This window comes from Sphingobacterium sp. GW821-FHT03E03 (assembly GCF_059420745.1).
In genome coordinates this window covers 103,602-130,220 of the sequence record NZ_JBWKUH010000010.1, presented here as the reverse complement: position 1 = coordinate 130,220, position 26,619 = coordinate 103,602, and the positions used below count along the sequence as shown (strand labels likewise).

The 26,619-nt window shown below is 40.2% G+C and carries 23 protein-coding genes and 1 tRNA gene; 10 read left to right on the top strand and 14 right to left on the bottom strand.

Going from position 1 to position 26,619, the window contains the following annotated elements; all coding sequences use genetic code 11:
• Positions 1 to 49: 49 nt before the first annotated feature.
• The 3 genes from AC07UV_RS13385 to AC07UV_RS13375 all read right to left on the bottom strand — a co-directional run bounded on the left by AC07UV_RS13385 (position 50) and on the right by AC07UV_RS13375 (position 2,027).
• On the bottom strand, positions 50 to 841 hold the full coding sequence (locus tag AC07UV_RS13385; protein WP_282251669.1) for a TPM domain-containing protein: 792 nt from the start codon (positions 839 to 841) through the stop codon (positions 50 to 52).
• Between the two features lie 20 nt (positions 842 to 861).
• The gene (locus AC07UV_RS13380; RefSeq protein ID WP_310446286.1) at positions 862 to 1,290 is read right to left on the bottom strand and encodes a TPM domain-containing protein; all 429 of its coding nucleotides are present in this window, start codon (positions 1,288 to 1,290) and stop codon (positions 862 to 864) included.
• 158 nt (positions 1,291 to 1,448) lie between these two features.
• Entirely contained in the window at positions 1,449 to 2,027 is a 579-nt protein-coding gene (locus AC07UV_RS13375; protein ID WP_120260560.1) for a LemA family protein, read from the bottom strand.
• Between the two features lie 166 nt (positions 2,028 to 2,193).
• Here AC07UV_RS13375 and AC07UV_RS13370 point away from each other — a divergent pair, with 166 nt between their 5' ends.
• Positions 2,194 to 3,738 carry an NAD(P)/FAD-dependent oxidoreductase gene (locus tag AC07UV_RS13370; protein WP_495184115.1) on the top strand — a complete coding sequence of 515 codons (1,545 nt, stop codon included), beginning with the start codon at positions 2,194 to 2,196 and terminating at the stop codon, positions 3,736 to 3,738.
• A 59-nt stretch (positions 3,739 to 3,797) separates the two neighbouring features.
• A tRNA-Gly gene (locus tag AC07UV_RS13365) sits at positions 3,798 to 3,873 on the top strand.
• Between the two features lie 46 nt (positions 3,874 to 3,919).
• Here AC07UV_RS13365 and AC07UV_RS13360 read toward each other — a convergent pair.
• The 4 genes from AC07UV_RS13360 to sufB all read right to left on the bottom strand — a co-directional run bounded on the left by AC07UV_RS13360 (position 3,920) and on the right by sufB (position 9,171).
• Complete coding sequence (locus tag AC07UV_RS13360) at positions 3,920 to 5,149, bottom strand: MFS transporter (RefSeq protein WP_495184114.1); 1,230 nt, start codon at positions 5,147 to 5,149, stop codon at positions 3,920 to 3,922.
• Between the two features lie 380 nt (positions 5,150 to 5,529).
• Positions 5,530 to 6,837 carry a Fe-S cluster assembly protein SufD gene (gene sufD / locus AC07UV_RS13355; protein WP_120260434.1) on the bottom strand — a complete coding sequence of 436 codons (1,308 nt, stop codon included), beginning with the start codon at positions 6,835 to 6,837 and terminating at the stop codon, positions 5,530 to 5,532.
• A 60-nt stretch (positions 6,838 to 6,897) separates the two neighbouring features.
• The gene (gene sufC, locus AC07UV_RS13350; RefSeq protein ID WP_104383566.1) at positions 6,898 to 7,656 is read right to left on the bottom strand and encodes a Fe-S cluster assembly ATPase SufC; all 759 of its coding nucleotides are present in this window, start codon (positions 7,654 to 7,656) and stop codon (positions 6,898 to 6,900) included.
• A gap of 63 nt (positions 7,657 to 7,719) precedes the next feature.
• On the bottom strand, positions 7,720 to 9,171 hold the full coding sequence (gene sufB / locus AC07UV_RS13345) for a Fe-S cluster assembly protein SufB (protein WP_259179594.1): 1,452 nt from the start codon (positions 9,169 to 9,171) through the stop codon (positions 7,720 to 7,722).
• Positions 9,172 to 9,504: 333 nt separating this feature from the next.
• Here sufB and AC07UV_RS13340 point away from each other — a divergent pair, with 333 nt between their 5' ends.
• Positions 9,505 to 9,975: an Lrp/AsnC family transcriptional regulator gene (locus tag AC07UV_RS13340; RefSeq protein WP_028071042.1), complete on the top strand. Its 471-nt coding sequence runs from the start codon at positions 9,505 to 9,507 to the stop codon at positions 9,973 to 9,975.
• Between the two features lie 121 nt (positions 9,976 to 10,096).
• On the opposite strand, the gene ung is transcribed toward AC07UV_RS13340, so the two are convergent.
• A complete protein-coding gene (gene ung / locus AC07UV_RS13335) occupies positions 10,097 to 10,771 on the bottom strand; it encodes a uracil-DNA glycosylase (RefSeq protein ID WP_495184113.1) in 675 nt (224 codons plus the stop codon).
• Positions 10,772 to 11,003: 232 nt separating this feature from the next.
• Here ung and AC07UV_RS13330 point away from each other — a divergent pair, with 232 nt between their 5' ends.
• Positions 11,004 to 11,543, top strand: coding sequence for a tetratricopeptide repeat protein (locus tag AC07UV_RS13330; RefSeq protein ID WP_077437270.1), 540 nt, complete (start codon positions 11,004 to 11,006; stop codon positions 11,541 to 11,543).
• Positions 11,544 to 11,628: 85 nt separating this feature from the next.
• Here the strand turns inward: AC07UV_RS13330 and AC07UV_RS13325 are convergent, their stop codons facing one another.
• Together AC07UV_RS13325 and AC07UV_RS13320 are read right to left on the bottom strand one after the other, a co-directional pair.
• Positions 11,629 to 12,096: a hypothetical protein gene (locus AC07UV_RS13325; RefSeq protein WP_495184112.1), complete on the bottom strand. Its 468-nt coding sequence runs from the start codon at positions 12,094 to 12,096 to the stop codon at positions 11,629 to 11,631.
• Between the two features lie 66 nt (positions 12,097 to 12,162).
• The gene (locus tag AC07UV_RS13320) at positions 12,163 to 12,645 is read right to left on the bottom strand and encodes a DUF4293 domain-containing protein (RefSeq protein WP_120260439.1); all 483 of its coding nucleotides are present in this window, start codon (positions 12,643 to 12,645) and stop codon (positions 12,163 to 12,165) included.
• A gap of 282 nt (positions 12,646 to 12,927) precedes the next feature.
• Between AC07UV_RS13320 and AC07UV_RS13315 the strand changes: the two genes are divergently transcribed.
• Positions 12,928 to 13,446 carry a PglD-related sugar-binding protein gene (locus tag AC07UV_RS13315; protein WP_495184111.1) on the top strand — a complete coding sequence of 173 codons (519 nt, stop codon included), beginning with the start codon at positions 12,928 to 12,930 and terminating at the stop codon, positions 13,444 to 13,446.
• 3 nt (positions 13,447 to 13,449) lie between these two features.
• Here AC07UV_RS13315 and AC07UV_RS13310 read toward each other — a convergent pair whose 3' ends face one another.
• The 3 genes from AC07UV_RS13310 to AC07UV_RS13300 form a co-directional block, all read right to left on the bottom strand.
• Positions 13,450 to 15,213: an ABC transporter ATP-binding protein gene (locus tag AC07UV_RS13310; RefSeq protein ID WP_495184110.1), complete on the bottom strand. Its 1,764-nt coding sequence runs from the start codon at positions 15,211 to 15,213 to the stop codon at positions 13,450 to 13,452.
• Positions 15,214 to 15,221: 8 nt separating this feature from the next.
• Positions 15,222 to 15,977, bottom strand: a complete 756-nt coding sequence (gene truA, locus AC07UV_RS13305; RefSeq protein ID WP_495184109.1) for a tRNA pseudouridine(38-40) synthase TruA — start codon at positions 15,975 to 15,977, stop codon at positions 15,222 to 15,224.
• A gap of 242 nt (positions 15,978 to 16,219) precedes the next feature.
• The gene (locus AC07UV_RS13300) at positions 16,220 to 17,521 is read right to left on the bottom strand and encodes a UDP-N-acetylmuramoyl-tripeptide--D-alanyl-D-alanine ligase (RefSeq protein ID WP_495184108.1); all 1,302 of its coding nucleotides are present in this window, start codon (positions 17,519 to 17,521) and stop codon (positions 16,220 to 16,222) included.
• A 314-nt stretch (positions 17,522 to 17,835) separates the two neighbouring features.
• Between AC07UV_RS13300 and uxaC the strand changes: the two genes are divergently transcribed.
• The 5 genes from uxaC (at position 17,836) to AC07UV_RS13275 (ending at position 24,073) form a co-directional block, all read left to right on the top strand.
• On the top strand, positions 17,836 to 19,236 hold the full coding sequence (uxaC, locus tag AC07UV_RS13295; RefSeq protein WP_495184107.1) for a glucuronate isomerase: 1,401 nt from the start codon (positions 17,836 to 17,838) through the stop codon (positions 19,234 to 19,236).
• Positions 19,237 to 19,241: 5 nt separating this feature from the next.
• Positions 19,242 to 20,267 carry a sugar kinase gene (locus AC07UV_RS13290; RefSeq protein ID WP_282251646.1) on the top strand — a complete coding sequence of 342 codons (1,026 nt, stop codon included), beginning with the start codon at positions 19,242 to 19,244 and terminating at the stop codon, positions 20,265 to 20,267.
• The gene (locus AC07UV_RS13285) at positions 20,264 to 20,908 is read left to right on the top strand and encodes a bifunctional 4-hydroxy-2-oxoglutarate aldolase/2-dehydro-3-deoxy-phosphogluconate aldolase (RefSeq protein ID WP_495184106.1); all 645 of its coding nucleotides are present in this window, start codon (positions 20,264 to 20,266) and stop codon (positions 20,906 to 20,908) included. The genes AC07UV_RS13290 and AC07UV_RS13285 overlap by 4 nt, the downstream gene beginning before the upstream one ends.
• Positions 20,909 to 20,941: 33 nt before the next feature.
• Positions 20,942 to 22,381: an MFS transporter gene (locus AC07UV_RS13280; RefSeq protein WP_282256155.1), complete on the top strand. Its 1,440-nt coding sequence runs from the start codon at positions 20,942 to 20,944 to the stop codon at positions 22,379 to 22,381.
• A gap of 72 nt (positions 22,382 to 22,453) precedes the next feature.
• Positions 22,454 to 24,073, top strand: coding sequence for an NADP-dependent glyceraldehyde-3-phosphate dehydrogenase (locus AC07UV_RS13275; protein WP_495184105.1), 1,620 nt, complete (start codon positions 22,454 to 22,456; stop codon positions 24,071 to 24,073).
• A gap of 79 nt (positions 24,074 to 24,152) precedes the next feature.
• Here the strand turns inward: AC07UV_RS13275 and AC07UV_RS13270 are convergent, their stop codons facing one another.
• Positions 24,153 to 26,561: a TonB-dependent receptor domain-containing protein gene (locus AC07UV_RS13270; protein ID WP_495184104.1), complete on the bottom strand. Its 2,409-nt coding sequence runs from the start codon at positions 26,559 to 26,561 to the stop codon at positions 24,153 to 24,155.
• Between the last annotated feature and the right edge of the window lie 58 nt (positions 26,562 to 26,619).

Genomic DNA, 26,619 nt, shown 5'->3' with positions numbered 1-26,619 from the left:
AACATTTCCTTTGCACTGACATGCTATTTAACATTATTTAGCAAAGTTGTTACCAACGTCCTGAAGCACCACCGCCTCCGAAATCGCCGCCGCCAAATCCACCGAATCCACCTCCAGATCCACCACCGAATCCGCCGTCACCGCCTCGGCCGCCACCACCAAGACCATTAAGCAAGGTCCACCAGAAAATATCGGACGAGCCACGACCATTCATCACACGACCACCGCCCTTTCCTCCTCCACCTCGATTTGAAAATAGCACAACAAGAAATATTACGACAATGATGACAAATATAATTGATCCCGATCCACCACCACTAGGCTGTTTAGGATCAGCTTTATATTCTCCTTTTGCATACGAAATCAGGGAATTCGTCGCTTTGTCAACTCCACCATAATAATCACCCTGACGAAACGCTGGCTTGATATCATTTTCAATAATACGATAGGCTATCGCATCTGGGACAGCTCCTTCAATCCCGTAACCAGTCTGAATGGTAACAGCCCGGTCGCCCAATGCCGCTAATAATAAAATACCATTACTGTATTTTTTATTACCGACACCCCACTTCTTCGCCAGCCGGACCGCATAATCTGAGATATCATAACCTCCGGTAGAGTTCATCACAACAACAGCTATCTGTGTAGAAGTAGAATCCTCAAATGCCAACAATTTTTGCTCCAGTTGCTGTTTTTGACTGGCTGTCAATGTGTTTGTATAATCGTTGACAAGTTTATTGGGTGTCTCTGGAAAATCCTGCCCTATTGCAGTCATGAGGGTCAGTGCCCACAGCACCATCACCATGACTGGAATCCGAACCCGAGAAAATAATTTCGACATAAGTTATATTTTTTTATTGACTAGCGATCACCGAAAACAATATCATTTGGAAGTTCATTGATATCATCATGTTCCCTGGGAAAAAATTTCGCTAATTGTTTGCCCGCATGTTCAATTCCCTTCACTAGGCCTTCAACAATTTTATCCATACGGAATTCTTCGACCATAAGATCTTTCGTACAATTCCAAAAGTCGCTTTCCACCCGTTGGTTGATACCTTTATCACCAATAATAGAAAATTTATGATCCTCCAATGCGATGTAAATAAGCACGCCATTTTTTAGCACGGTTTTATGCATGCCCAATTTGGAAAAATAGTACGTTGCACGATCGTGAACCTCATCGGGACAATGATTTTCTATCACAACACGAATTTCTCCCGATGTCTCGTTTTCAGCCACATTGATGGCATGGACGACTCTTTCTTGTTCCTCAGCATTTAAAGCCATAATATATCTTCATTTATGTTCGCACTAGCACATTCGTCTGTCTGACTAAGCCATCTGGCAAACACTTACCTATAAAACATTCTGTATAAAAAATGGATGAAGGGCCCATACGCAAGCCGCATCATCCATTATATCGTGTATTTCTAACAAGGGTATTATTAGAATGATACGGTTGGTGCTTTGTCTGAGCCGGGAGCAGCAGTAAATGTTCCCTTAGCTTTAAATCCAAACATACCAGCCATTAAATTATTTGGGAAGCTACGTACAGTCGTATTAAATTGCTGTACAGCCTCGTTATATGATCTGCGTTCGGTCGAGATACGGTTTTCTGTACCTTCCAATTGAGCCTGTAATTCCAAGAAGTTTTGATTTGCCTTCAAGTCTGGATATGCCTCTACCGAAGCCAATAGACGGCTCAAAGAACCACTGAATTGATCTTGGACTTTTTGAAACTTCGCAATATTCTCTTCTGTTAAGTCATCTGCATTAATTGTAACAGATGTTGCCTTAGCTCTCGCTTCAACCACTGCCGTCAATGTGCTCTCTTCGTGTTTTGCTGCACCTTTGACAGTATTCACCAAGTTTGGCACCAAATCAGCGCGGCGCTGGTAAGCATTTTCAACCTGTGCCCATTTCCCTTTGACGTTCTCATCTTGAGAAACCATCGTATTGTAACCACATGAGTTTAATGATACTAATGCAAATAAACCGCATAGGGCTACTAAAAATCTTTTCATTTTCATTGTTCAAAGAATTAAATACTATTCAAATTATACGGTTATACTATCAAAGCATATACCAAGCTCTTACTAAGATAAGAATATTTTTATTTCCAAATCGGCAAACAGCCAATATTCCGTAACTTTGTCGCGGTTTTGGGATAAAAACCCAGCCCTTTATTTTATGCAAAAAGAAATTGAGATTGCTATCCTTCCCGAAAAAATCGAAGATGAGCAATATATTCTACAACAAGGCGTAAAAGCCTTACGTCTGAAACCACAACAGGTCAAAGGTTATAAAATCCGTAAACGTTCTATCGATGCCCGCAGTAAACAGGTGGTCTATCGAGCAAGGGTCATTTATTATATCGACGAGCTCCCGCTACCCGAGATTTATGAAAACCACTTTAAATCTGTACAGGATGGCAAACCGGTCATTATCGTTGGTGCTGGCCCTGCTGGCTTATTTGCGGCAATTCGTTGTATTGAACGTGGGCTCAGACCGATTGTCATCGAAAGAGGAAAAAAAGTACAGGACCGAAGACGTGACCTTGCGAAACTGAACCGCGAAGGTATTGTAAACCCTGAATCAAACTACTGTTTTGGAGAAGGTGGTGCAGGAACTTATTCAGACGGGAAGCTTTATACCCGCTCCAATAAACGGGGGGACGTAGACAAAGTTCTTAAGCTTTTTGTATCTCATGGAGCGACAACAGACATCTTAGTAAATGCCCGCCCCCATATCGGCACAAACAAGCTTCCTCATATTATTGAGGCGATGCGGGAAAGTGTGGTCGAATTTGGCGGGGAATTTCTTTTCGACAAACGTGTAGATAATATTTTGGAATCCTTTGGTCAGGTCCGTGGTGTAAAATTAGCCAGTGGGGAGGAAATCAAAGCTGATCATGTTATCGTGGCGACAGGCCACTCCGCAAGGGATATTTTTGAACTGTTTCATCGCAACAACTGGCTGATCGAAGCAAAAGCCTTTGCGCTAGGCGTCCGCATAGAACACCCACAGGCTATTATCGATCAGGCACAATACCATTGCCAGGTCAGAAGTGTGCATTTACCCCCAGCCTATTATAGTCTGGTCGAACAGGTTAATGATCGTGGTGTATTCTCATTCTGTATGTGCCCTGGTGGCGTTATCGCTCCTTGTGCAACAGACCGTAATGAAATCGTGGTCAACGGATGGTCTCCTTCCAAACGTAATAATCCACATGCCAATTCAGGCACCGTTATTCAGATCAATCTCGAAGATGTACCTAATGCACTAAATGATCCCTTTGCTTTACTTGATTTTCAGAAGCAAATTGAACGCAAAGCTTTCGAGGTTGGTGGAGGAAGTCTTGTTGCCCCCGCACAACGAATGGTTGACTTCGTGGAGGGAAGGGTCTCGATGGACCTACCCGAGAATTCGTACAAACCAGGGACATCTTCGGCAGACTTGAGGGAGGTTTTACCAGCTTTTGTGCATGAAGCTCTTCGTGGTGCCTTACCAATATTTGGAAAAAAGATGAAAGGGTATTATACAAATGATGCGATTTTGGTCGGTGTAGAATCGAGGACATCTTCACCCATACGTATACCTCGAAACAAAGAAAATCTGCAACATCCTCAGGTCAAAGGACTTTACCCTTGCGGGGAGGGAGCAGGCTATGCAGGGGGTATTATTTCGGCGGCTATAGATGGAATTAATTGTGTCGATGCAATTGATTTATGTTAAGATTTTTTACTTTTTCTCTTGCAGAATAAGAAGAAATGCCTTACTTTTGTAGCATCAATGCGAAAGTAGCTCAGTTGGTAGAGCACAACCTTGCCAAGGTTGGGGTCGCGAGTTCGAATCTCGTCTTTCGCTCCAAATAAAAAAAGCTTCCAAAATTTGGAAGCTTTTTTTATTTATTCTTTTAGCTTAATTTACGCCCTTCCCCCAAGCTCATAATTGAGCTGTTGAAAAAAGACAACAAGCCCACCAATACAACAATAAGACCTGCAATAATAAAAGCTGTTGCCACTCCGATTGCGTCTGCGATAAAGCCTGTAAAAAGAAGTCCTATCATACTCGGTAATATTGCTATGCTAAAATAAAGCGAGAAAACACGCCCCAACATTTCTACTGGAACCTGCTCTTGAATAATTGTCATAAATGATGCCGAGAAGATAGACATGGAGACTCCGCCTAAACCCGTCATGATGACAAATGGAATAAACCAGGTCGAAGGAAACCAACCCGATAGCGCAAAGGTTATCCCCAATACAATATGCATGCTGTTTACTAATACTACTTTTGATAGAGACACTTTTGCAAGTCCCAAAAAACTGCCTCCAATAAGCATACCTATTCCCCAAATAATCTCAATAATACTCATCTCCCACTTGCCACCGCTATAATGACCAATCGTCAGCAAAGGAAACATAATGGCAACAGGCATAATACAGAAAGTCGCCACCATGGCATATAGAAACAACATTTTCAGCCCTTTATTATGATAGATAGCACGCATTCCCTGTTTAAGATCATCCAAAACGGCAGCAATAGTAGGTTTCACATCAGAACGGGACAAGTGTGGGATAGTCACAAAGAGCAAAGATGTAATAGCTACTGCGGCACCGATAACATCCAGATACAAGACACTCGAAATAGGAAAATAGCTAATAGCCAATGTTCCCAATGCGGGACCTGCAATACTACTTACCGACTGTAGCATCTGATTAATACCTGAAACACGCAATAATTTATCTTCCGGAACGAGAAGTGGCGCAATTGCCTGCATGGCTGGCGAGTGAAATGCTGAACCGATCGAACGACAGGCCATTAACAGATAAATCAGAAACATATTGGCACCATCACTTTTGAGTACAAAGGTCATACCTAATGTACAGAGTGCAATAAAGCCATCTGCAAAGATCATGACTTTCTTTCTATCCCATCGATCAATATAGACACCAGCAAATGGCCCGATGATCGCTTGTGGCAATAAGCCTGCGATAGCAGCAAAAGCCAATACTTCAGCAGACTTGTGCGTTAAACTCAACCATATCATGATCGAAAAGTTGACAGCTGAACTAGACAGCAAAGAGATAAATTGCCCAGTCCATATATAACTATAGGTGCGAAACCAGTTATTTTTTCCCATAAAATTTTATATAAAATACAACAGGTGTATGATCAAGAATGACCAACACATTGAAATAAAACGTTATTACGCACGCCGAACCAACGAAGGAAAATAGAAGGAAGCTCTTTCCCGAATATCAAATCAGTTAAAGCTGGCTTTTTGATATCTCAGTATGAAACAAGCCATTCGTTTCGTGAACGGATGCGTTCTATTAAGATTTTAAAAACGTAAATGAGCTATAAAACCCAAGGTTTATAAGCGTAAGTTGTATATAAAGACTTGTACATAGCACTACAAAAGTAAAAGAAAAAGACCAAAAAAGGAATCTTTATCAAAAAAATAAGGCGTTTACCGAATCAGTAAACGCCTTATCCTATTTATAGTTTGTGTGATTTAGTTTAGTTCGTTCTTAAACTTTCTTCGACCAATTCTTCCACATATCTCCGAACAACCTCATTTGAAAAACGAGTTGTTACGTCAAATGCGAAAGCATGCACAAGAAGAATACGTGCTGACTCCTCACCAATTCCGCGTGCTCTCAAATAAAACAAAGCTTCATTATCAAACTGACCGATCGTACATCCGTGTGAACATTTCACATCATCTGCAAAAATCTCCAGTTGGGGCTTTGTATAAACCGCTGAACTATCGGACATCAACATATTATTGTTCTGTTGGAAAGCATTAGTTTTTTGTGCATCCTCCCGAACAAAGATTTTTCCGTTGAAAACAGCTGTAGATTTATCTTGCGTGATATTTTTATACCATTCGTATGATTCACAATGTGGTTTAAGATGATCTACGACAGTGTGATTATCGACCAATTGATCTCCTGCGGTCAGGTTAATACCGTACAAATGACTTTCTACATTTTCTGCATCCAGACGCACATTAATATTGTTACGGATAAAAGATGCACCTGGGAAATTACAGTTGTAGTTATTATAAAGACTGTATTTCTCTTGGTATACTTCCGTATGATTAAAGTAACGGCTTACAGATTGAGCCACTTGAAGATAGTAATGTTGAACTTTAGCATTCTCTTTTACGACAATCTCTGAAACTTTATTATGCACATTGCTTGCGGCACCATCTGCAGTGATAAAGCTTTCGATCAATTCAAGTTCAGCGTTAGCTTCAACAACAACCAAATTCCGTGTTTGCGCAAAGAAATCTTCTGTTCCTGTAGCGACGTGAATAATCTGTATAGGCTTATCAAGTACAACACCTTTTTTCAAATGTATGAATACACCATTGGTAAAAGCAGCTGTGTTAAGCGCCACCATGATATTATCAGATTTATCAGCGTACTTCGCAAAATGCGCTTGAAATGCAGGTTCAGCAACAGCGTCATCCATTGGAATAACAACAAGTCCTTTTACCTTTTCCAGCTCACTCACCGCCAATACGTACTGGCCATTAACCAGAATAATACGGTACGCATCCAAATTTGGAATCTCTCCCGCACTAAAATCCAAGCCCTCGATATCCACATCTACATCAAGCGCATAGGGCTTATTGATAATACTGTGGATGTTTGTATATTTCCATTCTTCATTCTTAACTGTGGGAAAGCCTGCTGCTTCGAAACGTTCGAATGCTTGTTGACGTGCCTCTGTAAAGAAAGCAGGTTCGTCTGAAACACCTTGCTCTTTAAAAGCTCCCAACACTTGTTGAAGTAATGATTCTGAAACTAATGTACTCATGTTATTTTTTAATCAAATCGCCAAAATTCTCTTCCACTCCTATTTTACCGGTGTAAAAGATTAGGCGTTTTGTGTATCATATTCTTTTAACCAATCGTATCCTTTTTCTTCTAGCTCTAAAGCTAATTCTTTAGGGCCTGATTTCACGATACGACCATTGTATAATACGTGAACAAAATCTGGAACGATATAATCCAATAAACGTTGGTAGTGTGTGATGACAATAAAAGCATTGTCTTTAGAACGCAACTCATTCACACCATTTGCGACAATGCGAAGTGCATCGATATCCAAGCCTGAATCTGTCTCATCCAAAATTGACAATTTAGGATTTAACATCGCCAGCTGAAAAATCTCGTTACGTTTTTTCTCACCACCAGAAAATCCTTCATTCAGCGAACGGTTAGCTAAGTTGGCTGAAAATTCAACCAGCTTTTGCTTGTCTTTTACCATTTGTAAGAACTCTTTCGCTTCCATCGGAGGTAAACCTTTATATTCACGGATATCATTCACTGCTGTCTTCAGGAAATTGATATTCGATACACCAGGGATTTCAACAGGATATTGGAACGCTAGGAACAAACCCTCACGAGCACGGTCTTCTGGAGAAAGATCCAATAGATCTACTCCATCCAATAAAGCAGAACCTTCACTCACTTCGTATGATTCACGTCCAGCCAATACATTACCTAAAGTACTTTTTCCAGCTCCATTAGGTCCCATAATAGCGTGGACTTCCCCTGCTTTAACTTCTAGGTTTAATCCCTTTAATATTTGTTTGTCTTCTACAGACGCATGTAAATTTTTAATGCTTAACATTTTATTCTTATTGAGTATTGAACGATAGGCCAGTATTAGCTAGCTTGCTCAATTATTTTTTATCTATCCTACTGAACCTTCTAAAGAAATCGCCAATAATTTCTGTGCCTCAACAGCAAATTCCATTGGCAGCTGATTTAACACCTCTTTGGCATAACCATTAACAATTAATCCCACCGCTTTTTCAGAGTCTATACCACGTTGATTCAGATAAAACACCTGATCTTCACCAATTTTTGACGTAGTTGCTTCGTGCTCTAATTTTGCGGTCTTATTCCGGTTTTCGATATATGGGAAAGTATGTGCACCACATCTATCACCGATCAATAAGGAATCACATTGGGTAAAGTTTCGGGAGTTATCCGCATTAGGTCCGATTTTCACCAAACCTCTGTAGCTATTATGGCTTTTTCCAGCAGAAATTCCTTTTGAAACAATTTTAGACTTCGTGTTTTTACCTAAGTGGATCATTTTTGTCCCCGTATCAGCAACTTGGTAGTTACGGGTCATTGCAACCGAATAAAATTCACCGATTGAATTATCTCCTTTTAGGATTACACCTGGATACTTCCAGGTAATTGCAGATCCAGTCTCTACCTGAGTCCATGAAATCTTGCTGTTATCCCCTCGACAAATACCACGTTTCGTCACAAAGTTAAAAATACCACCTTTACCATCTTTGTCACCAGGATACCAGTTCTGCACGGTAGAGTATTTAATCTCCGCATCGCGTTCAGCAATCAATTCCACCACAGCAGCGTGCAGTTGATTTTCATCACGCATAGGTGCAGTACAACCTTCCAAATAGGACACATAAGCGCCTTCATCTGCAACAATTAATGTACGTTCGAACTGACCTGTATTTTGTGCATTAATACGGAAGTAAGTTGATAACTCCATTGGACACCGCACTCCTTTTGGAACATAAACAAATGATCCATCCGAAAAAACAGCAGAGTTTAATGCCGCGTAGATATTATCTGTTTGAGGAACTACTGTTCCCAAGTATTTCTTGACGAGATCAGGATGCTCTTGCACAGCTTCACCAAATGAACAGAAGATCACCCCTTGTTCTTTCAGCTTCTCGCGAAAAGTTGTTTTTACCGATACAGAATCAAAAACAGCATCGACAGCAACCACACCTGCCAAAATCTTTTGCTCATCCAAAGGAATACCCAACTTTTCAAAAGTCGCAATCAATTCAGGATCAACTTCATCCATGGAATTTACTTGTGGTTTTGCTTTAGGGGCAGCATAATAAGATAGATCTTGAAAATCAATCTCTGGAGCTCTGAAATTTTGCCAAGTAGGCATCTTTAACGTCAAAAAATGACGAAAAGCTTTCAATCTCCACTCCAATAACCATTCAGGCTCATTCTTTTTTGCCGAAATAAAACGCACCGTATCCTCTGTAAGGCCTTTGGCTGCAATTTCCATTTCGATATCTGTCGTGAACCCGTATTTATATTCTTCGAGCTCCAGCTCTTTTAATAAATCGTCGTCTTTAGTACTCATATTGCGCTCTCACGGTTTAAATAATTCGGGAGGGGTCTAGCCTCCGCAACTATCGAACTGCAAAGTTACAATTTCAAAGCCAATAAAATACATTTTATGTACCCTCAAACAGGTATTTTTAATAAAAAAATGACATTTATCACTCCATTTCATTGAAATGCGCACATTTCAAACGATTATGACAGTCAAATGATTTTGAATCAATTAAATCTATAAAGGAAAAACAATTGTATAGTTAAAATCTATTAATCACCAATAATTTTGTATATTTTTAAATTTCCAAATATAATTTTGTATATTTACAAATACTATTGATTATTAAGACTCTAAGATATGCCGTTTGCACCAGACAAAACAGATTTAAAAATTCTTAAGCTATTACAAGAGAATGGCCGCATTACCAATTTGCAATTAGCATCAAGTATTGGACTTTCTCCTGCACCAACATTGGAACGTGTAAGAAAACTTGAAAATTCGGGCTTCATCAAGAGTTATCATGCTTTTGTTGACGAAGAAAAACTAGGCCTTGGCATCAAATCCTTTATACAGATCTCACTGGACTTCCATACACACAATGCAATTCCCGAATTTGTTGCTGCCGTAAAAATGATCCCCGAGGTCACCGAATGTCATCACGTCACCGGCAATTGTGATTTTATTCTCAAAGTCTACGTGAAAGACATAAAGGCCTACGAGGGCGTTATCATGGAGAAGATTGCCAAAATTCCATTTGTAAAAACATTCCAGACAATGATGATCATGTCTACCAGTAAAAAGGAACCGATCATCCCATTGGAATACTAAAAGAAATATTTACGAAAACATCATCCGGGTACCAAAGGCTCACGGTCTTACTCACCCAAGTTGATGCCACAATACGTATCAACGAAATATGGATGATGTTTTCTAAAAAATAATAACAGCCCTAAGACAAACGCCAGTCAATCGGAGCCTTACCATGTTCCACCAAATATTTATTTGCCTTTGAAAAGTGTTTGCTCCCAAAAAAACCCCTATACACAGAAAGTGGTGATGGATGCACCGATGTCAAAATAAGATGTTTCCGGGCATCAATTAATACGCTTTTCTTTTGCGCATAACTCCCCCAAAGCAGAAAAACCACATGCTCACACTGTTCCGAAATAGCATGTATGATACTATCAGTAAAAACTTCCCAACCCCTTTTTTGATGTGATCCGGCTAAATGTGCCTGCACAGTCAACGTTGCATTGAGTAATAATACCCCCTGTTTGGCCCAGGACGTCAGATCTCCAGAGCGAGGTTCTACAAACCCTTCAATATCGTCTTGTAATTCCTTAAAAATATTTTTTAGCGAGGGAGGTAAAGCAATCCCTTCTGGCACAGAAAAAGACAAACCATGTGCCTGACCATCGTTATGATATGGATCCTGTCCCAGAATAACAACCTTAACATCTTGGATCGGCGTAAGCTTAAAAGCATTCATCACCAGATCAGCAGGCGGAAACACCTTTGTCCGCTGCCGTTCCTCTTGCACAAAGGCAGACAATTGTTTCATATAGGGATGGCTGAACAAAGGTTTCAGCACCGATGCCCAAGAATCATCATATAGCTTTTCCATAAACCAAACTTAGATAAAGTTGTATGTAATGACAAATTTTTTCACTTGCATCTGCTCACAAAGCATTTATAACGGTACCATGATCGGCTACCATAAGGGATCTTTGGTAGTCAGCATCTACGTTAAAAACATAATTTTACAAAATAACCACTTGAACGAGTTGCTTAAACGACGAAATTAACGGATATTTGCAGAATTAAATTGAACACAAATATTTTTTAAACAAAGATTTATGTCAAATCTCGTTAGAATCATCATTTGCAGTGCATTGCTGATTGGAACAGTTGCCTTATTTTGGACTGGAAATTGGGGATGGGGAATTCTAGGCATCTTGATCACTATCCTAGGTTTTGTCACTGTATTTTTTCATGAATACATGCTCATCGCGCAATGGTATATGCGCAAACAAGATATGGCTAGCGCCGAAAAATGGTTGAGGAAAATCACGAATTATGAAAAACAATTGATCCCACAACAACACGGTTATTACAATATGTTGATTGGATTGATCGAGTCTCAACGTGCTCCGATGCAATCCGAAAAATATTTCAAAAAAGCACTGGCACTAGGACTCCACATGGACCACAATATTGCATTGGCAAAATTGAGCTTAGCAGGTGTTGCCATGGCAAAACGCAATAAGCGCGAAGCAGAAAAATTACTTCAAGAAGCAAAAAAAGCAGACAAGAATAAATTGTTGGCTGACCAGATCAAAATGATGAAAGATCAGATGGGCATGCTGGACAAACAACAGATCCGATACAACCGATAGGTTGAGGCAAATTGCTAAAGACTAAAAAAAGCGCTGTGATCTATGAAGATTACAGCGCTTTTTTATTTTACCCAGTTCCGATCAACTATTTATTCAGCAAGATAGGGACATCCAAAAATTTACCTTCCTCCTCGCTACTCTCAAAAACAAGCTTAATACTAGCAGGTTTATCCGTTTTCTTCCAGTCTTTCACGATTACCTGAATATCTACAGGTTTATCCTCCTCAAGCAAGTAATGCAAATAGTTCTGTTTGTCCTCAAATCTTATCTGGACATTTCCCATCTGAATCGAAGAGAAAAAGTGAGGATGTTTCTTTTGATCTAAAATCTGTGTGGAGAATGTATTCATTTTAAACTCCCGAGGATCTTTACTATAGGATATTGCGAACAAATTAATAATCAGTTCATTTGTAGTCTTATCGACATGATATTCCTTTACATCAAACTGAATATCATCAACCACCAGCAATGAATCTGCCGACTGGGCCTTTACCGCACCGCCCACAAAGCAAAGAAAAAGCAGGGTGGCAGCGCAACGAAAAAATACCTTCATATATTATACTATTTAAAAAGCCACGCTAACCGTGGCTTTCCATATTAAAAATCTATTTAAATAAAATTATGCACGCAAACGATCAGCTGAGCGAATCAATTTTTCATCCCGACGCACTCCACCTAATGCTAGCGCACAGAAAATAATTGATATCGGCAGCAAAAAGAAACCTACCCCAATATTACCTGCTCCCAAAAATTGATTAACAGTAGTGAGATGTGTACTTGCCGAAGAATAGAGCCAAATCGCGAAAAAGATAATCGCAACAATCTCTACCCATATCAGCAGAAGCTGTACCTTACGCTGTTTAAATTTGAAGATCGTGAAGATCGGGAGCAATCCCAATAGGGCTGTCACGATGGTCTGTAGGATATAACCAAAACCACCTTCATGCACCGGCTGTCCGGCCGCAACACCATAAACACCTGTCACCTTCACATTCTTTCCCAAACCGACTAAATCACTGTAATTTACATAAGGGAATAAAAACAAGCCGAATATAACTAATCCTGCCACTAATAAATAAACAGTTTGGATACGTTGAATCATATTTTAATTTTTGTATATCAACAAATATAATAAGCTTTCTTTCTATTTAGAAATCAGAACAATCGAAAGGGCTATTTTGTTGCAACTTTTGGTAGATAAAACATGCCCTTTGATCTTTAAGTCACTTGTATTTACTCCAGACTCATTCTTTGTGGCAGCGGAATGCCCACTATACGGTGCACGAATCCAATACTGGCCCCGATTCACTATTCCAATATTGATACGAGCTAGCTCATGGAGTTCTTTTCAGAAAGCACTATCTTTGCACAAAATTAAAAGATCATGCTATACATATATGGAGCAACGGCACATGCAAAAACTGCGGTAGATGTTGCGGAGGATTTAGATATCGAAATCGGTGGCCTTATTGACAAATCTTTGTTGATAGAGGATGTATTTGACTATGAGGTCCAACTCCACCATCAGGTTAAAGATGCTGCAGAAAATTTCTTTGTTGCCGTTAAAAACCCTGGGCTCCGCGAAAGAATTGTCTCTGAAAATCCAGCATGGAATTTTCAATCCTTAATCCACCCTAAAGCCTATGTTTCAAAAAGAGCTGAAATCGGCGAAGGCTGTATCATTCTTCCTGGAGCAACGATAGCCCCAGATGTACAGATTGGCAATCATTGTATCATTTCGGGTTCGGCGGTCATTGAAAGCAACACCATCATTGAGGACTTTGTGAATGTTGGGCCAAACGTCTCTATTGGGGCCAATGTACTCGTAGGTCGAGGATCAGAAATCAAAGCGAATACACATATTGAAGACGAAGAAACCATCCCCAAAGAGAGTGTCGTTTAACGACTAAATTCCTGCGGAATGGAACTGTAGATCGTATAGCTTTTTATAGTAACCATCAAAAGACAAAAGCTCTTGATGTGTTCCGATTTCCTTAATTTCACCTTTATCCAATACGATGATCTTGTCTGCCTTTTGAATGGTGGACAAGCGGTGGGCAATGACAATGGATGTTCGTCCCCGCATTAAATTGTCAATTGCGCTCTGGATCATTTCCTCGGTTTCAGTATCAACGGAAGAGGTCGCTTCATCCAAGACCAGAATTCTAGGATCATGCACCAATGCCCGAATAAAGGAAATTAATTGCGCCTGCCCTGCTGACAGTGTAGCTCCCCTTTCCCTGACATCATAATCGTATCCACCAGGAAGTCGCATAATAAAATCATGTGCTCCCACTTCTTTCGCTGCCTCGATGACCTGTTCCCTAGAAATTGAAGGATCACCTAATGTAATATTATTGATAACAGTATCTGAGAACAGAAACACATCTTGTAACACCGTTGCAATGGTATTTCTTAAATAATCAAGATCATAATCGCGAATATTTACACCATCTAGTAAGATCTCACCCTTATTGACTTCGTAAAATCGGCTTAGGATATTAATAGTTGATGATTTTCCGGCTCCAGTGGCTCCAACTAAAGCCAATGTTTCACCAGGTTGTATGCTAAAATTCACATCTCTTAACACCCAACTCTCATCATTATAGGCAAACCAAACATGCTTAAAAGCAATTTCTCCTTTGATATGATCAGGCTTCAATGTCCCCAGATTAGGCGTCATCTCGTCTGTATCCAGAACCTCAAAAATACGTTCAGCACTAACCATACCCATTTGAAGTGTATTGAATTTATCGATAAGCTCACGAATAGGCCTAAAAATCATGTTGATATACATGATAAAGGCGACGACCACTCCCGGTGAAATCACGTCACCCATAATCTGTTTGGCTCCAAACCAGACCAACAGGCCAAGTGAAATAGCCATGATGATTTCCAGAACAGGGAAAAAGATAGAGAAGTACCAGTTCGTACGGATATGAGCATTCCTATGCTGCGCATTGATCTCCTTAAATTTATCCATCTCCTGCTTTTCGCGTGCAAAATATTGGATAATCCCAACTCCTGTGATATGTTCCTGCAAAAACGTATTTAAATTAGACACCCATTTCCTGACATCTATAAAGGCGGCTTTCATCGCTTCTTTAAATACATAGGTTGCGGCGACCATCAAAGGCATTGGAATAAGCACGATCAGTGTCAATTTCCAATCCGAATAGAACATGACCCCCAATATCACAGCCAGTTGCAATAGATCACCAATAATCTGAATCAATCCCTCGGAGAAGATATTGGAAAGTGTTTCCAGATCGGATATCGTCCGTGTAATCAGCTTCCCTAAGGCTGTTCGATCAAAATACTTAAGGCGCAACTGCACAATATGATTAAAGACCTGGATTCGAATATCTTTGATAACAGACTGCCCCAGGGTATTTGTCATCAGGGTATGATAATAACGGATTAAGGTCTGCACAATGACCAATGCAAGCATGGCAATCAGCATATAAGACAGCCCGCCAGTGTCAAAGTTCAAGATATAATTGTCCAGTGTATGCTGGATCAGCATAGGTAGGGCCGGCGCAACAGCCGCCAATAGGATCGTTAAAACGACCGATATCCAAAATGCAACATGATAGGGTCGCATATAGCGACTCATGCGTCGCAACAAATTGACATCGTATGTTTTACCTGTTATTTTATCTTGACTCACGTTAATATTTATATATAAGGGTACGCTACTTCTGTTAAATACAATCCATGTGCAGGGACAGACACACCTGCCTTGCCACGGCTTTTGCTCTTGATCACTTCTTGCATAAAGGACGCTGGTTTACCCTTCAGTCCGATCTCCAACGAAGTTCCCACAATAGCACGAACCATATTGCGCAAAAAACGATCAGCGGTAATATGAAAAACGAGATCCTGCTCGTTATGCCATAACCATTCTGCTCTACGAATATCACAAATATTTGTAAACACTTGCGTATGAGACTTGCTAAAACATTCAAAATCTTGCCTACCCAACAAAAACTGGGCAGCTTCGTTCATTTTATCGACATCAGGACGGTCGCGCATGAAACAAGAATAGGGATAAATAAACGGATCCTTATGGAAATGAAGGTGATACTCATAAGATCTATGCGTCGCATCGAATCGGGCATGTGCATCATCGGCAACTTCAATCAATCTTTTAACCGCAACATCAAAAGGTAATAGGGCATTAAGTGAATGAATAAAACGCTCTGGTTTTGCTAATATCCCTACAGGAGCTGCATCAAAATGAGCATACAATTGCTTCGCATGTACACCGGTATCTGTCCTTCCTGCTCCGGTAGTCTCGATAGGCTCACGTAACAAGGTCTCCAAAGCACCATTCAATACTTCCTGTACAGAAATTGCATTGTTTTGAACCTGCCAGCCATGATATGATTGCCCAAAGTAGGCTATTTCTAAAAAAAAACGTTTTTTGTCCATTATACGATACAAAGGTACATTTTTCCAAATGAGCTACATTTCCCCGAAGGACTATTTTGCTCATTTTGGTCAATATTTAATCCTCACATGACAAAACTTACGTCGCTTTTAGATTTAACTTACCATCTTGCGTCCGCATTAAGTGCCCCTTTTAAGTACACACAGCATGAAAACATTGCGCTGGTAGGTCGGACAAAGTCCAACATTAATACCTGGTTGACCCTAAGAAAAATAAAAGGAACTTACAGTATGTCTATCAGATTTTCAAAAGCCATACCACGGGAAGCTTTTAATAATACTGTAGCTCCAATAATCGGTTTTTCTTGCAAGGCAACCTTCGCTTCTATGGTCGTTTCATAAAACTCGGCATCATCATTTCTATGTTCAAAAAATGCCTTTCCGACAAAAATCTTACGATCAGCGAACATACTTCTTACATTATCCACGATTTTCCGATGTTCTTCGAAAGATTCTGCTCCAAGTTCAAACATATCCCCCAAGATAACCGCCTTCTTATCGGCCTCAATAATCCGAATATTATCCAAGGCAGCAGCCATACTCGTTGCATTGGCATTATAATAATCACAGATCACTGTATTTTGCGCTGTTTTCATGATCTGCGAGCGATTGTTGGTCGGCGTATAACTTTCAATCCCTGAATTGATTTCCTGCGGAGAGATATTGAAATGTAGGCCCACTGCAATAGCGGCTAAAAAGTTTTCTGTATTGTATGAACCTGTAAGTTGTGTATCTATCACATAGGTCTGTGGATCTTCTTTTGTCTTCCAGGAAATCTGCAATAACGGATTTGCTTTCATCAATTTACCGATGACATCATTACTCTCTGAAAATCCGTAAGTCACAATTTCAGCAATTTGACGGGCTGCTGCCATTTCGCCAAGATGTGGGTTATCCCCCTGCAAAAAAAGTGTTCCTTGATGATCCTGAAGCCAATCGTATAGTTCCCCTTTTGTTTTCTTAACACCTTCAAAAGAACCAAATCCCTCCAGATGTGCCTTCCCCACATTGGAGATCAATCCATGTGTCGGTTCAGCGATTGCGCATAAAAAGGCTATTTCTCCGAGATGATTTGCCCCCATTTCTATAATGGCAACTTCGATAGTTGCATCAATGGCCAACAAGGTCAAAGGAACGCCAATATGATTATTTAGATTCCCCTTTGTGGCATAGGTCTTATATTTCTGAGAGACAACCGAATATAATAATTCCTTTGTTGTTGTCTTTCCATTCGTTCCTGTTATACCGATAACGGGAATATTTAGCTGTTTCCGATGATAATTTGCCAGTCCCTGCAATGTTGTCAACACATCTTTAACCAGGATATACTGCTCCCCTTTTTTATAAATTTCCTCATCAATGACAACATACCTCGCTCCGATTTCAAGAGCCTGTTCCGCAAAGGTATTCCCGTTGAAATTTGCGCCTTTCAGTGCAAAGAATATACTATCCTTCTCAATTTTACGTGTATCTGTTGTAATATTTGGATACTGTTTATAAATCTGATATAGCGATTGAATGTCCATGTTTAGAAATTTGATGAGCAAATATAACCATTCTGCCTGATTTCAGATAAATCGGGAGGCACATCTAAAATAATTGGATCCCAAATACAATCCCCGATAACGTTTGCGCATTTATTTTAATCAATTTCCTTTAACTAAGGCTTTAATATTGGTAATTTCATTGACCAATTAAACAGTTTGAAATGCGGACGACCAAACTTTCAACTCTTTTGCAATTTTTCTTTCCTTTCGTCTCAACAGCGAAAGTTATGATGCTTTGTAATCGCAAAAACGGTACTGTAGTAAAATGGAATACAAGCTTATAAATTATATATATGAAAGCTTTTTTAGACGAGAATTTTTTATTAAACAACAAAACAGCAGAAGAGCTGTACCACAATTATTCAAAAGATCTACCCATCATTGATTACCATAACCACTTGATTCCAGAGCAAATAGCCAACGATATCAAGTTTGACAACATCAGTCAAGCCTGGCTTCATGGAGACCATTACAAGTGGCGGGCTATGCGAGCAAATGGGGTCAATGAGCGCTATATTACTGGAGACGCATCGGATGAAGAAAAATTCATCAAATGGGCCGAAACTGTTCCTTATACATTACGGAATCCACTTCATCATTGGACCCATCTTGAGCTGCAGCGCTATTTCGGTATAACGGATTTGCTTTCTCCCAAAACCGCATCCAAAATATATGCAGACACGCAAGCCAAACTACAACAAGACAGTCATTCCGTACGCGGACTGCTTCGGATGATGAATGTGGAGGTCGTCTGTACAACCGATGACCCGATCGATAGCCTCCAATATCATCAACAGTTTGCCCAAGAAAAGGAATCTTTCAAAATGCTTCCGGCATTCCGTCCAGATAAAGCCATGAATGCGGACAACATCGCAGCGCTCAATCAGTATATTGACGAACTTGAAAGGGTAAGCAATCGGCAAATCAGTAATTTACAAGACTACCTGAATGCATTGAAATCGAGACATGATTTCTTCGCTGCCAATGGTTGTAAGGTTTCTGATCATGGGTTAGAGCAAATTTATGCAGAGGATTATACGGAGCAGGAGATTAAAGATATATTCGGTAAGATCAGAAGTAAAAAAGAAATTAGTCCTACTGAGAATCTAAAATTCAAATCGGCTATGTTGATCTATTTTGCCGAATGGGATTATGAAAAGGGCTGGGTGCAACAGTATCATATTGGTCCACTGCGCAACAACAATGCCCGCATGCACCGTTTGATCGGTCCAGACACAGGCTGGGACTCGATTGGTGATTTCAGTCAAGGGCGCGCTTTGTCAAAATTTTTGAATAAATTAGATAATGAGAATAAACTGACCAAGACAATCTTATACAATCTGAATCCTGCAGACAATGAACTCTTTGCGACAATGATTGGAAATTTCAATGATGGCTCCGTAAAAGGGAAAATACAGTTTGGTTCGGCTTGGTGGTTTTTGGATCAAAAAGATGGCATGACAAAACAAATCAATACCTTATCAAATATGGGCCTGTTAAGTCGATTTGTTGGTATGTTGACTGATTCTAGAAGCTTCCTTTCCTTTCCACGGCATGAATATTTTAGGAGATTACTCTGTAACATCTTCGGACAGGATATCGAAAATGGTGAAATCCCAAATGATATCCAGTGGGTAGGAAAAATTGTACAGGATATCAGCTATAATAATGCAAAAGAATATTTTGAATTTTAATGAAAATGCAAGGTAAAGTATTAAGCTTTGGAGAATTGTTGCTGCGGATCTGTCCAGACATAGAGCAGGATTGGATTGAACAGCATCAACTACCCTTCTATATTGGAGGAGCAGAATTAAATGTGGCGACTGCACTGGCACTTTGGGGAGTGCCCTCGTCTTATCTATCGGCCATTCCTCAAAATGCAATCTGTGAAGCAATTGATCTCTATTTAAAACGAAAAAATATAGACACCTCTCCCATGCAATGGACGGGAGATAGGCTAGGAATTTATTACCTACCTAAAGGAAAGGACCTGAAAAACGCAGGGGTAATCTATGACCGGGCCAACTCCTCATTTGCTAGCCTCAAAGTAGGCAGTATAGACTGGGATCAAACATTTTCGGATGTTCAATGGTTCCATTTCTCTGCGATCTGTCCTGCGATCAATGCAGACATTGCCGACCTCTGCCTTGAAGCTGTTAAAGTGGCTCAAGAAAAAGGAATTTTTGTGTCTTTAGATCTTAATTACCGTTCAAAGCTCTGGAAATATGGCAAGGATCCCAAAGACATTATGCCAGAGATTGCGAAATACTGTAATCTAATTATGGGCAACATATGGGCTGCACATCAAATGCTTGGCACACAGCTCGACAGTAAGTTCATCACACAGTCAGCGGGATACGAAGAAGAGGGATTATTACGGCAAGCAGAGCAAACAAGCAAGGAGATCATAGCGAACAATCCGCTGTGTCAATATGTGGCCAATACCTTCCGATTTGACTATGAATCCAAAGGAATAAAATATTATACTACCCTATTTGATACGGATAATTTAATTAAATCAACGGAATTCCGCTCGGCAGAGATTTTGGATAAAGTAGGTAGTGGAGATTGTTTTATGGCAGGTCTGATCTATGGCTTATATTCCAACCTTTCGCCAACGGAGACACTGGAGTTTGCAACGCTCGCTGCATTTGACAAACTGTTTATTCCCAGCGATGCCACAACAAGTACAGTTGACGATATAAAAAATAGAATGATAGCATGAGTTTGAAAGAGAAAGTATTAGAAAAGATTATTGAACAGGGGATGCTTCCTTTGTTCTTCCATCATGATAAAGAAGAGAGCATTGATATTCTCCGTACTTTATATCAGGGGGGCATACGTGTCTTTGAATTTACGAACCGTGGGCCTGAAGCACTAACCATCTTCGAAAGCTTGCTAGCGGTAAGAGACCTTGAGATGCCAGATCTCTATCTGGGTATAGGCACCATTAAATCCGTCGAAGACGCAACACAATTTCTCCAAATCGGTGCAGATTTTATTGTTGCACCACTGGTCAATCCTGCGGTTGGAGCACTCGTACATGAACAAAATAAACTCTGGATTCCAGGCTGTATGACACCTACTGAGATTTATACTGCTCAACAGCAAAAAGCCGCACTCATCAAACTGTTTCCGGCGAATATCTTAGGGCCAGCCTTTATGTCATCTATACGCGATCTCTTTAAAGGTCAAAAATTTATGCCTACGGGGGGTGTAGAAATCGAAATGGAAAATTTAAAAGCATGGTTCAAGTCAGGAGTATGTGCCGTCGGTATGGGCAGCAAGCTGATCGATCCAAAAAATACCGACCAATTAGCTGAAAATACAAAGCTGGCACTCGAGTTCGTGTCGAAAGCACGATAAACTTAAAAAAACAAACTTTATAAACCTATTATGATGAATACGGAGAAAAAGGGAAATTACCGTTGGGTAATCTGCTCCTTACTATTTTTTGCTACTACAATCAATTATTTAGACCGTCAGGTACTCTCTTTGACCTGGAAAGATTTTATTAGCCCCGAATTCCATTGGACAAATACAGACTACGGAAATATTACTGCCTTATTTTCTATTTTCTACGCAATCAGCATGCTTTTTGCAGGTCGGTTTGTAGACTGGATGGATACAAAAAAGGGATTTTTATGGGCTATTGGGATTTGGTCTATTGGCGCCATATTGCACGCTTTCTGTGGCATCGCAACCTCCGGCATTGTCGCTGGCGAATGGTTTGTAGGCTTTGAAGGTGCAAAAGAAGCGATTTCTCATGTTAACAATGCTGGCCTTGTCATTAGCGTCAGTGTCAACTTATTTATCTTTGCCCGTTTTATCCTCGCAGTTGGAGAAGCAGGAAACTTCCCTGCGGCAATCAAAGCTACTGCGGAGTACTTCCCAAAGAAAGATCGGGCACTGTCGACAAGTATCTTCAACTCCGGTGCAACAATAGGTGCCCTGGCTGCTCCTTTGACCATCCCTGTTATCGCTGCTCATTGGGGCTGGGAAATGTCATTCATCATTATTGGTGCCCTAGGATTTGTTTGGATGGGATTCTGGATCTTTCTCTATAAAAAACCAGATGAAAATCCGAAAGTAAATGCTGCGGAATTAGCCTATATCAATCAGGATGATCACGAGCAGCAGCCGGAACTACGGGGGAATACAAAAGTTCCAAGAACAACAATTTCTGAATGCCTTAAATACAAACAAACCTGGGCCTTTGTCTTCGGAAAATTTATGACAGACGGTGTTTGGTGGTTTTTCCTATTTTGGATGCCGGCCTACCTCTCCGCTGTATACGATATAAAATCGTCCGATACTGAAGGGCAGCTGGCTATATTCGTACTCTATGCAATTACAATGCTTTCCATTTACGGGGGCTGGTTACCAACCTATTTCGTTGAGAAAAAAGGCATGAATGCCTATGAAGGTCGCATGAAAGCCATGCTTTTATTCGCTTTTGTTCCATTGGTGGTCCTGTTTGCCCAGCCATTGGGCCATATATCCTACTGGATACCTGTAATCTTGATCGGTTTTGCAGGCGCAGCGCACCAATCATGGTCCGCTAATATTTTTTCGACAATCGGAGATGCATTCCCAAAACGTTCCATTGCAACGGTTACAGGAATCGGTGGACTTGCGGGTGGCGTTGGTGCTTTTATCATCAATAAAACATCGGGATGGTTATTCGATTATGCCAAGGAAACGCAAATGACCTTTATGGGTTTTAAAGGCGAGGAAGCAGGATATTTTATCATCTTCTCCTTTTGTGCGATTGCCTACCTGATTGCATGGATCGTAATGAAAACACTAGTACCTAAACTTATTTTAATAAAAAATTAACATATATTGTAAAATTTATAGTATATTAGCAGTATCATTACAAATATCAATCTAAACCATTTTTTAAAAACAATGAGCTTAAACTTAGAAGGTATCTTCTACGAGGAGAAAGACATTCCCGCAGAATTTACACTGGACGAACAGGTCGATCAAAGAGAGTTCCTTTCCAATGGAGAAATGATTTCTTGGACGGGTCAAGTAAACGAGGTATTTTCACCGATTTGTGTGAAGACTAAGGATGGCTTGAAACGTAAGCGCATCGGCAGCTTTCCTGTTTGTACAGAAAAAGAGTCCATCGAAGCCCTTGACGCTGCTGTAAAAGCATACGACAACGGACGTGGAGAGTGGCCAACAATGAGTGTTGCCGATCGTATTACATGTGTTGAAAATTTCACACAAAAGATGATTGCCAAGAAAGACATTGTTGTCAAGCTTATTATGTGGGAAATCGGCAAGTCCTATGCAGACTCTGTAAAGGAATTTGACCGCACAGTAGAATATATCTATGCGACAATCGATGCACTAAAAGATATAGACCGCGATTCATCACGTTTTCAAATTGAACAAGGTATCATTGCACAGATCAGAAGATCTCCTTTAGGTGTTGTCTTATGTATGGGACCATTCAACTACCCATTAAACGAGACTTTTACAACATTGATCCCTGCATTGATCATGGGGAATACGATGTTGTTCAAACCACCTAAACACGGAACGCTATTACATTATCCTTTATTAGAAGCCTTCAGAACAAGTTTTCCAAAAGGTGTAGTTAATACCATCTATGGTCGAGGCAACAAGATCGTACCTACCTTGATGCAATCTGGCAAAATCAATGTGTTGACCTTAATCGGTTCTAGCCGTGTAGCTGACGAACTTAAAAAGTTACATCCAAAGGTGAATAGATTGCGTGCAATATTAGGGTTAGATGCCAAAAATGCGGCAATTATTACAAAAGATGCGGATTTAAATCTAGCTGTCTCTGAGACTGTATTGGGTTCGTTATCTTTCAACGGACAACGTTGTACAGCATTGAAGATAATCTATGTACACCGCAGTTTAGCACAAGAATTTTTAAAACGTCTCTCTGCCGAAGTGAGCAAACTTAAATATGGAATGCCATGGGAGAAAGGAGTTTCCTTGACACCACTTCCAGAAGTCAACAAACCAGCTTATCTGACTGAATGTATCGAAGATGCGAAAGCTTATGGTGCAAAAGTAGTAAACGAGAACGGCGGTCAGGTTGCCGAATCGTTTTTCTATCCTGCCATTGTTTATCCTGTAAATTCACAGATGAAGCTTTATAGAGAAGAACAATTTGGACCTGTCATCCCTGTTGTACCTTTTGATGATCTAGAGGAGCCTATCGAATACCTCATCGGTTCATCTCATGGACAACAAGTGAGCATTTTCAGCAATAACGCGGCTGTAGTCTCATCTTTGATCGACCCATTGGTCAATCAGGTTAGCCGTGTCAACATCAATTGCCAATGCCAGCGCGGTCCAGATACCTTCCCGTTCACCGGAAGAAAAGATAGCGCCGAGGGAACACTGTCTGTGGTAGATGCATTGCGCTCGTTCTCCATCCGTTCTTTGGTCGCAGCCAAGTTTACGGAGGAAAACAAGAAACTCTTAAATGAGATTGTCAGCGAAAATGAGTCCAACTTCCTGAGTACAAAGTATATTTTTTAGTAGTTAGTATAAACCAAAAGAGGGCGTCCATTTAATTGAACTGCCCTCTTTTTTGTTACAATATATTTTATTAAGCTTTCTATTGAGCCCGGTCTTTCTCTTCGTTGCTCGTATCCTTTTTACGGTAATTGTTTTTAAGGTTACCAAATTTGTACGAGTAGGTCAATCGTACTACCCTCCGATCTTGACGCTGCCTGATCTTAGAATCAAATTCGCCAAAAGTAGTGAGTAAATTTTGATTGCCTGTATTGAACAAATCACTAACGGCTAGTTTTAACGAACTACGCTGATCCTTAAATGTTTTGGTCGCACCGACTTCCATATCCCATCGCCCTTCTAGATCATACACACTATATTTAAAAGGTGAAAAATAGCGTAAATTGACATTGGTAGTAAGGCTCTTACTTAATTTTAGATTATGCATGGAATTCGCTTGAAGCAGAAATGATTTCCTTTTGACCGGAATACCTGAAATCATACCATCAAAATCAAAATAGATTCCTGTGATGTTATTGTTCATACTCCAGATCTTCGACACAGTCACAGGAATATTGAGATTTAAATAGGAATTCAGATTCCGCCCCAAATTCTCCCGAATGACCCAGGTTTCACCTTTGACCGAATCCTGTCCCATGCTTTCCACAATTGCATCTTTCACATCATTGACCCCCAGTGTTATATTATAACGTTGCAATAGCGTATAGTTCAATGTGTATTCATTTGAAAATTGAGGATTTAAATACGGATTTCCACGCTCAAAGGTCAACTTGTCAATATAATAGTCAAATGGGTTCAATTGTCGATAATTAGGACGTGTGACCTTTCTGGTGTAACCTAATGACAAGATATGATTCTCATGGAGCGAATAGGTCAAGTTAGCGTTGGGGAAAAGTTGAAAATAATCACGTTTCACACGTTTACTTGTCGTAAGAGAATTACCATCCGAAATCGTATATTCTCCCCTCACACCCGCCTTAAGACTCCACTTTCCGATACTGGTATTATAATCTAGATAGGCAGCCACGATTTGCTCTTTGTATACAAAATGGTTTGTCCGTGTCGTATCGTTTACCCAGGAATCATTCTGCAGCTTTTCGAAAAGAAGGTCATTATCGGACTTTACATTCGAATATTTAGCCCCCATCTCAAGCTTTGATTTTTTTGATAAGGGATGTTCATAGTCGAATTTTGCAACATAGATATCAATACCAATTGGCATTCCACTACGTTCATTTTCCGCAGGACCAATTGGTTTACTATTGATATCAGCATATTGATTGAGATAAGTAACACGTTTACTGCTCCTAAATTTACTCCAGTCCAGGTCAACAGTCAGTTTCCGTCCATTGGAATCTATCTTAAACTCATTATTAAGATTAGCCGAATAACGGTCGAACAATTCTTTGAAAGAAGACGAAGAGCTTAATATTGTATCATAAACGGATACAGCTGTACCAATGTTGGTTTTACTATTATTGTCATTGTATTCGGTATTGTTAGATCCATTGAATTGCAGGGTCAACGTATTTCTTGAAGATGTCTTTTGTTCAACACCAAAACGGTAAGAATGATTGCGCTCATCCTCATCCAATGTAGACTTTTGCTCGAAATATTTCTTTTTACCTCCATTCTGTATGACACGATCGATGTAAAGTCTTCGATAAGACTTTTCATTAGAATAAGCATATGATCCAAATAGCGTGGTATTATTCCTTTTGTAATTCAATGAAAGGGAACTATTTCCCCGGAACTTTTCACCATGCCCCGTCGTCAGATTAAGGGCTCCATTAAACCCCTCCATCCGATTCTTTTTAAGGACAATGTTAATCGTTCCCACCGCTCCCTCGGCATCATCTTTTGCAGCTCGGGTCGTAATCACTTCCACAGATTTAATTTGATTGCCATCTGTACTTTTCAGAAAATTAAGCAATTGTTCACCAGACATGTAAGTCTGTCGTCCATCAATGGTAACCGCTACACCCGACTGCCCCATCAACTGCAAATTATTGTTGTTGTCGAGGCTTACACCTGGTGCACGTTGGACAATATCCAATGCATTGTTGCCCGCTGCTAATGGAGAATTCTCTACGTTTAGGATCAGTTTGCCGGGTTTACTCTCGACCATAGGGCGTTTTCCTTCCACCGTGACTTCCTGCAATTTTCGGTTATCAGCATTAAGCTGGATTACCTCAAGTGAATGATCGGACTTGTTGATAGCAAAGGTGCCACTTCGATTTGAAGCATACCCCACCATCTTTGCCTCGACGAGATAGCTCCCCGGCCCCACATCTGTAAATTGGTATTCTCCCGATTCATTCGTCACGACAGCTTTTAGAACAACAGCAGAATTGACTTTCATCAGGTAGGCCGTTGCTAAAGGCAGCGGCACACTATCTGCAGATTGCACTTTTCCCGTAACCTTCACTTGCGCTTGGACAAAGGAGACAATCAACAAATTTAACAGTAAGAAGTAAAAACACTTTTTCATTAGGTTAATCATTTTTTAAGGCAATGAAGTTCCTATGATGCAGATATTCATCTGGTTT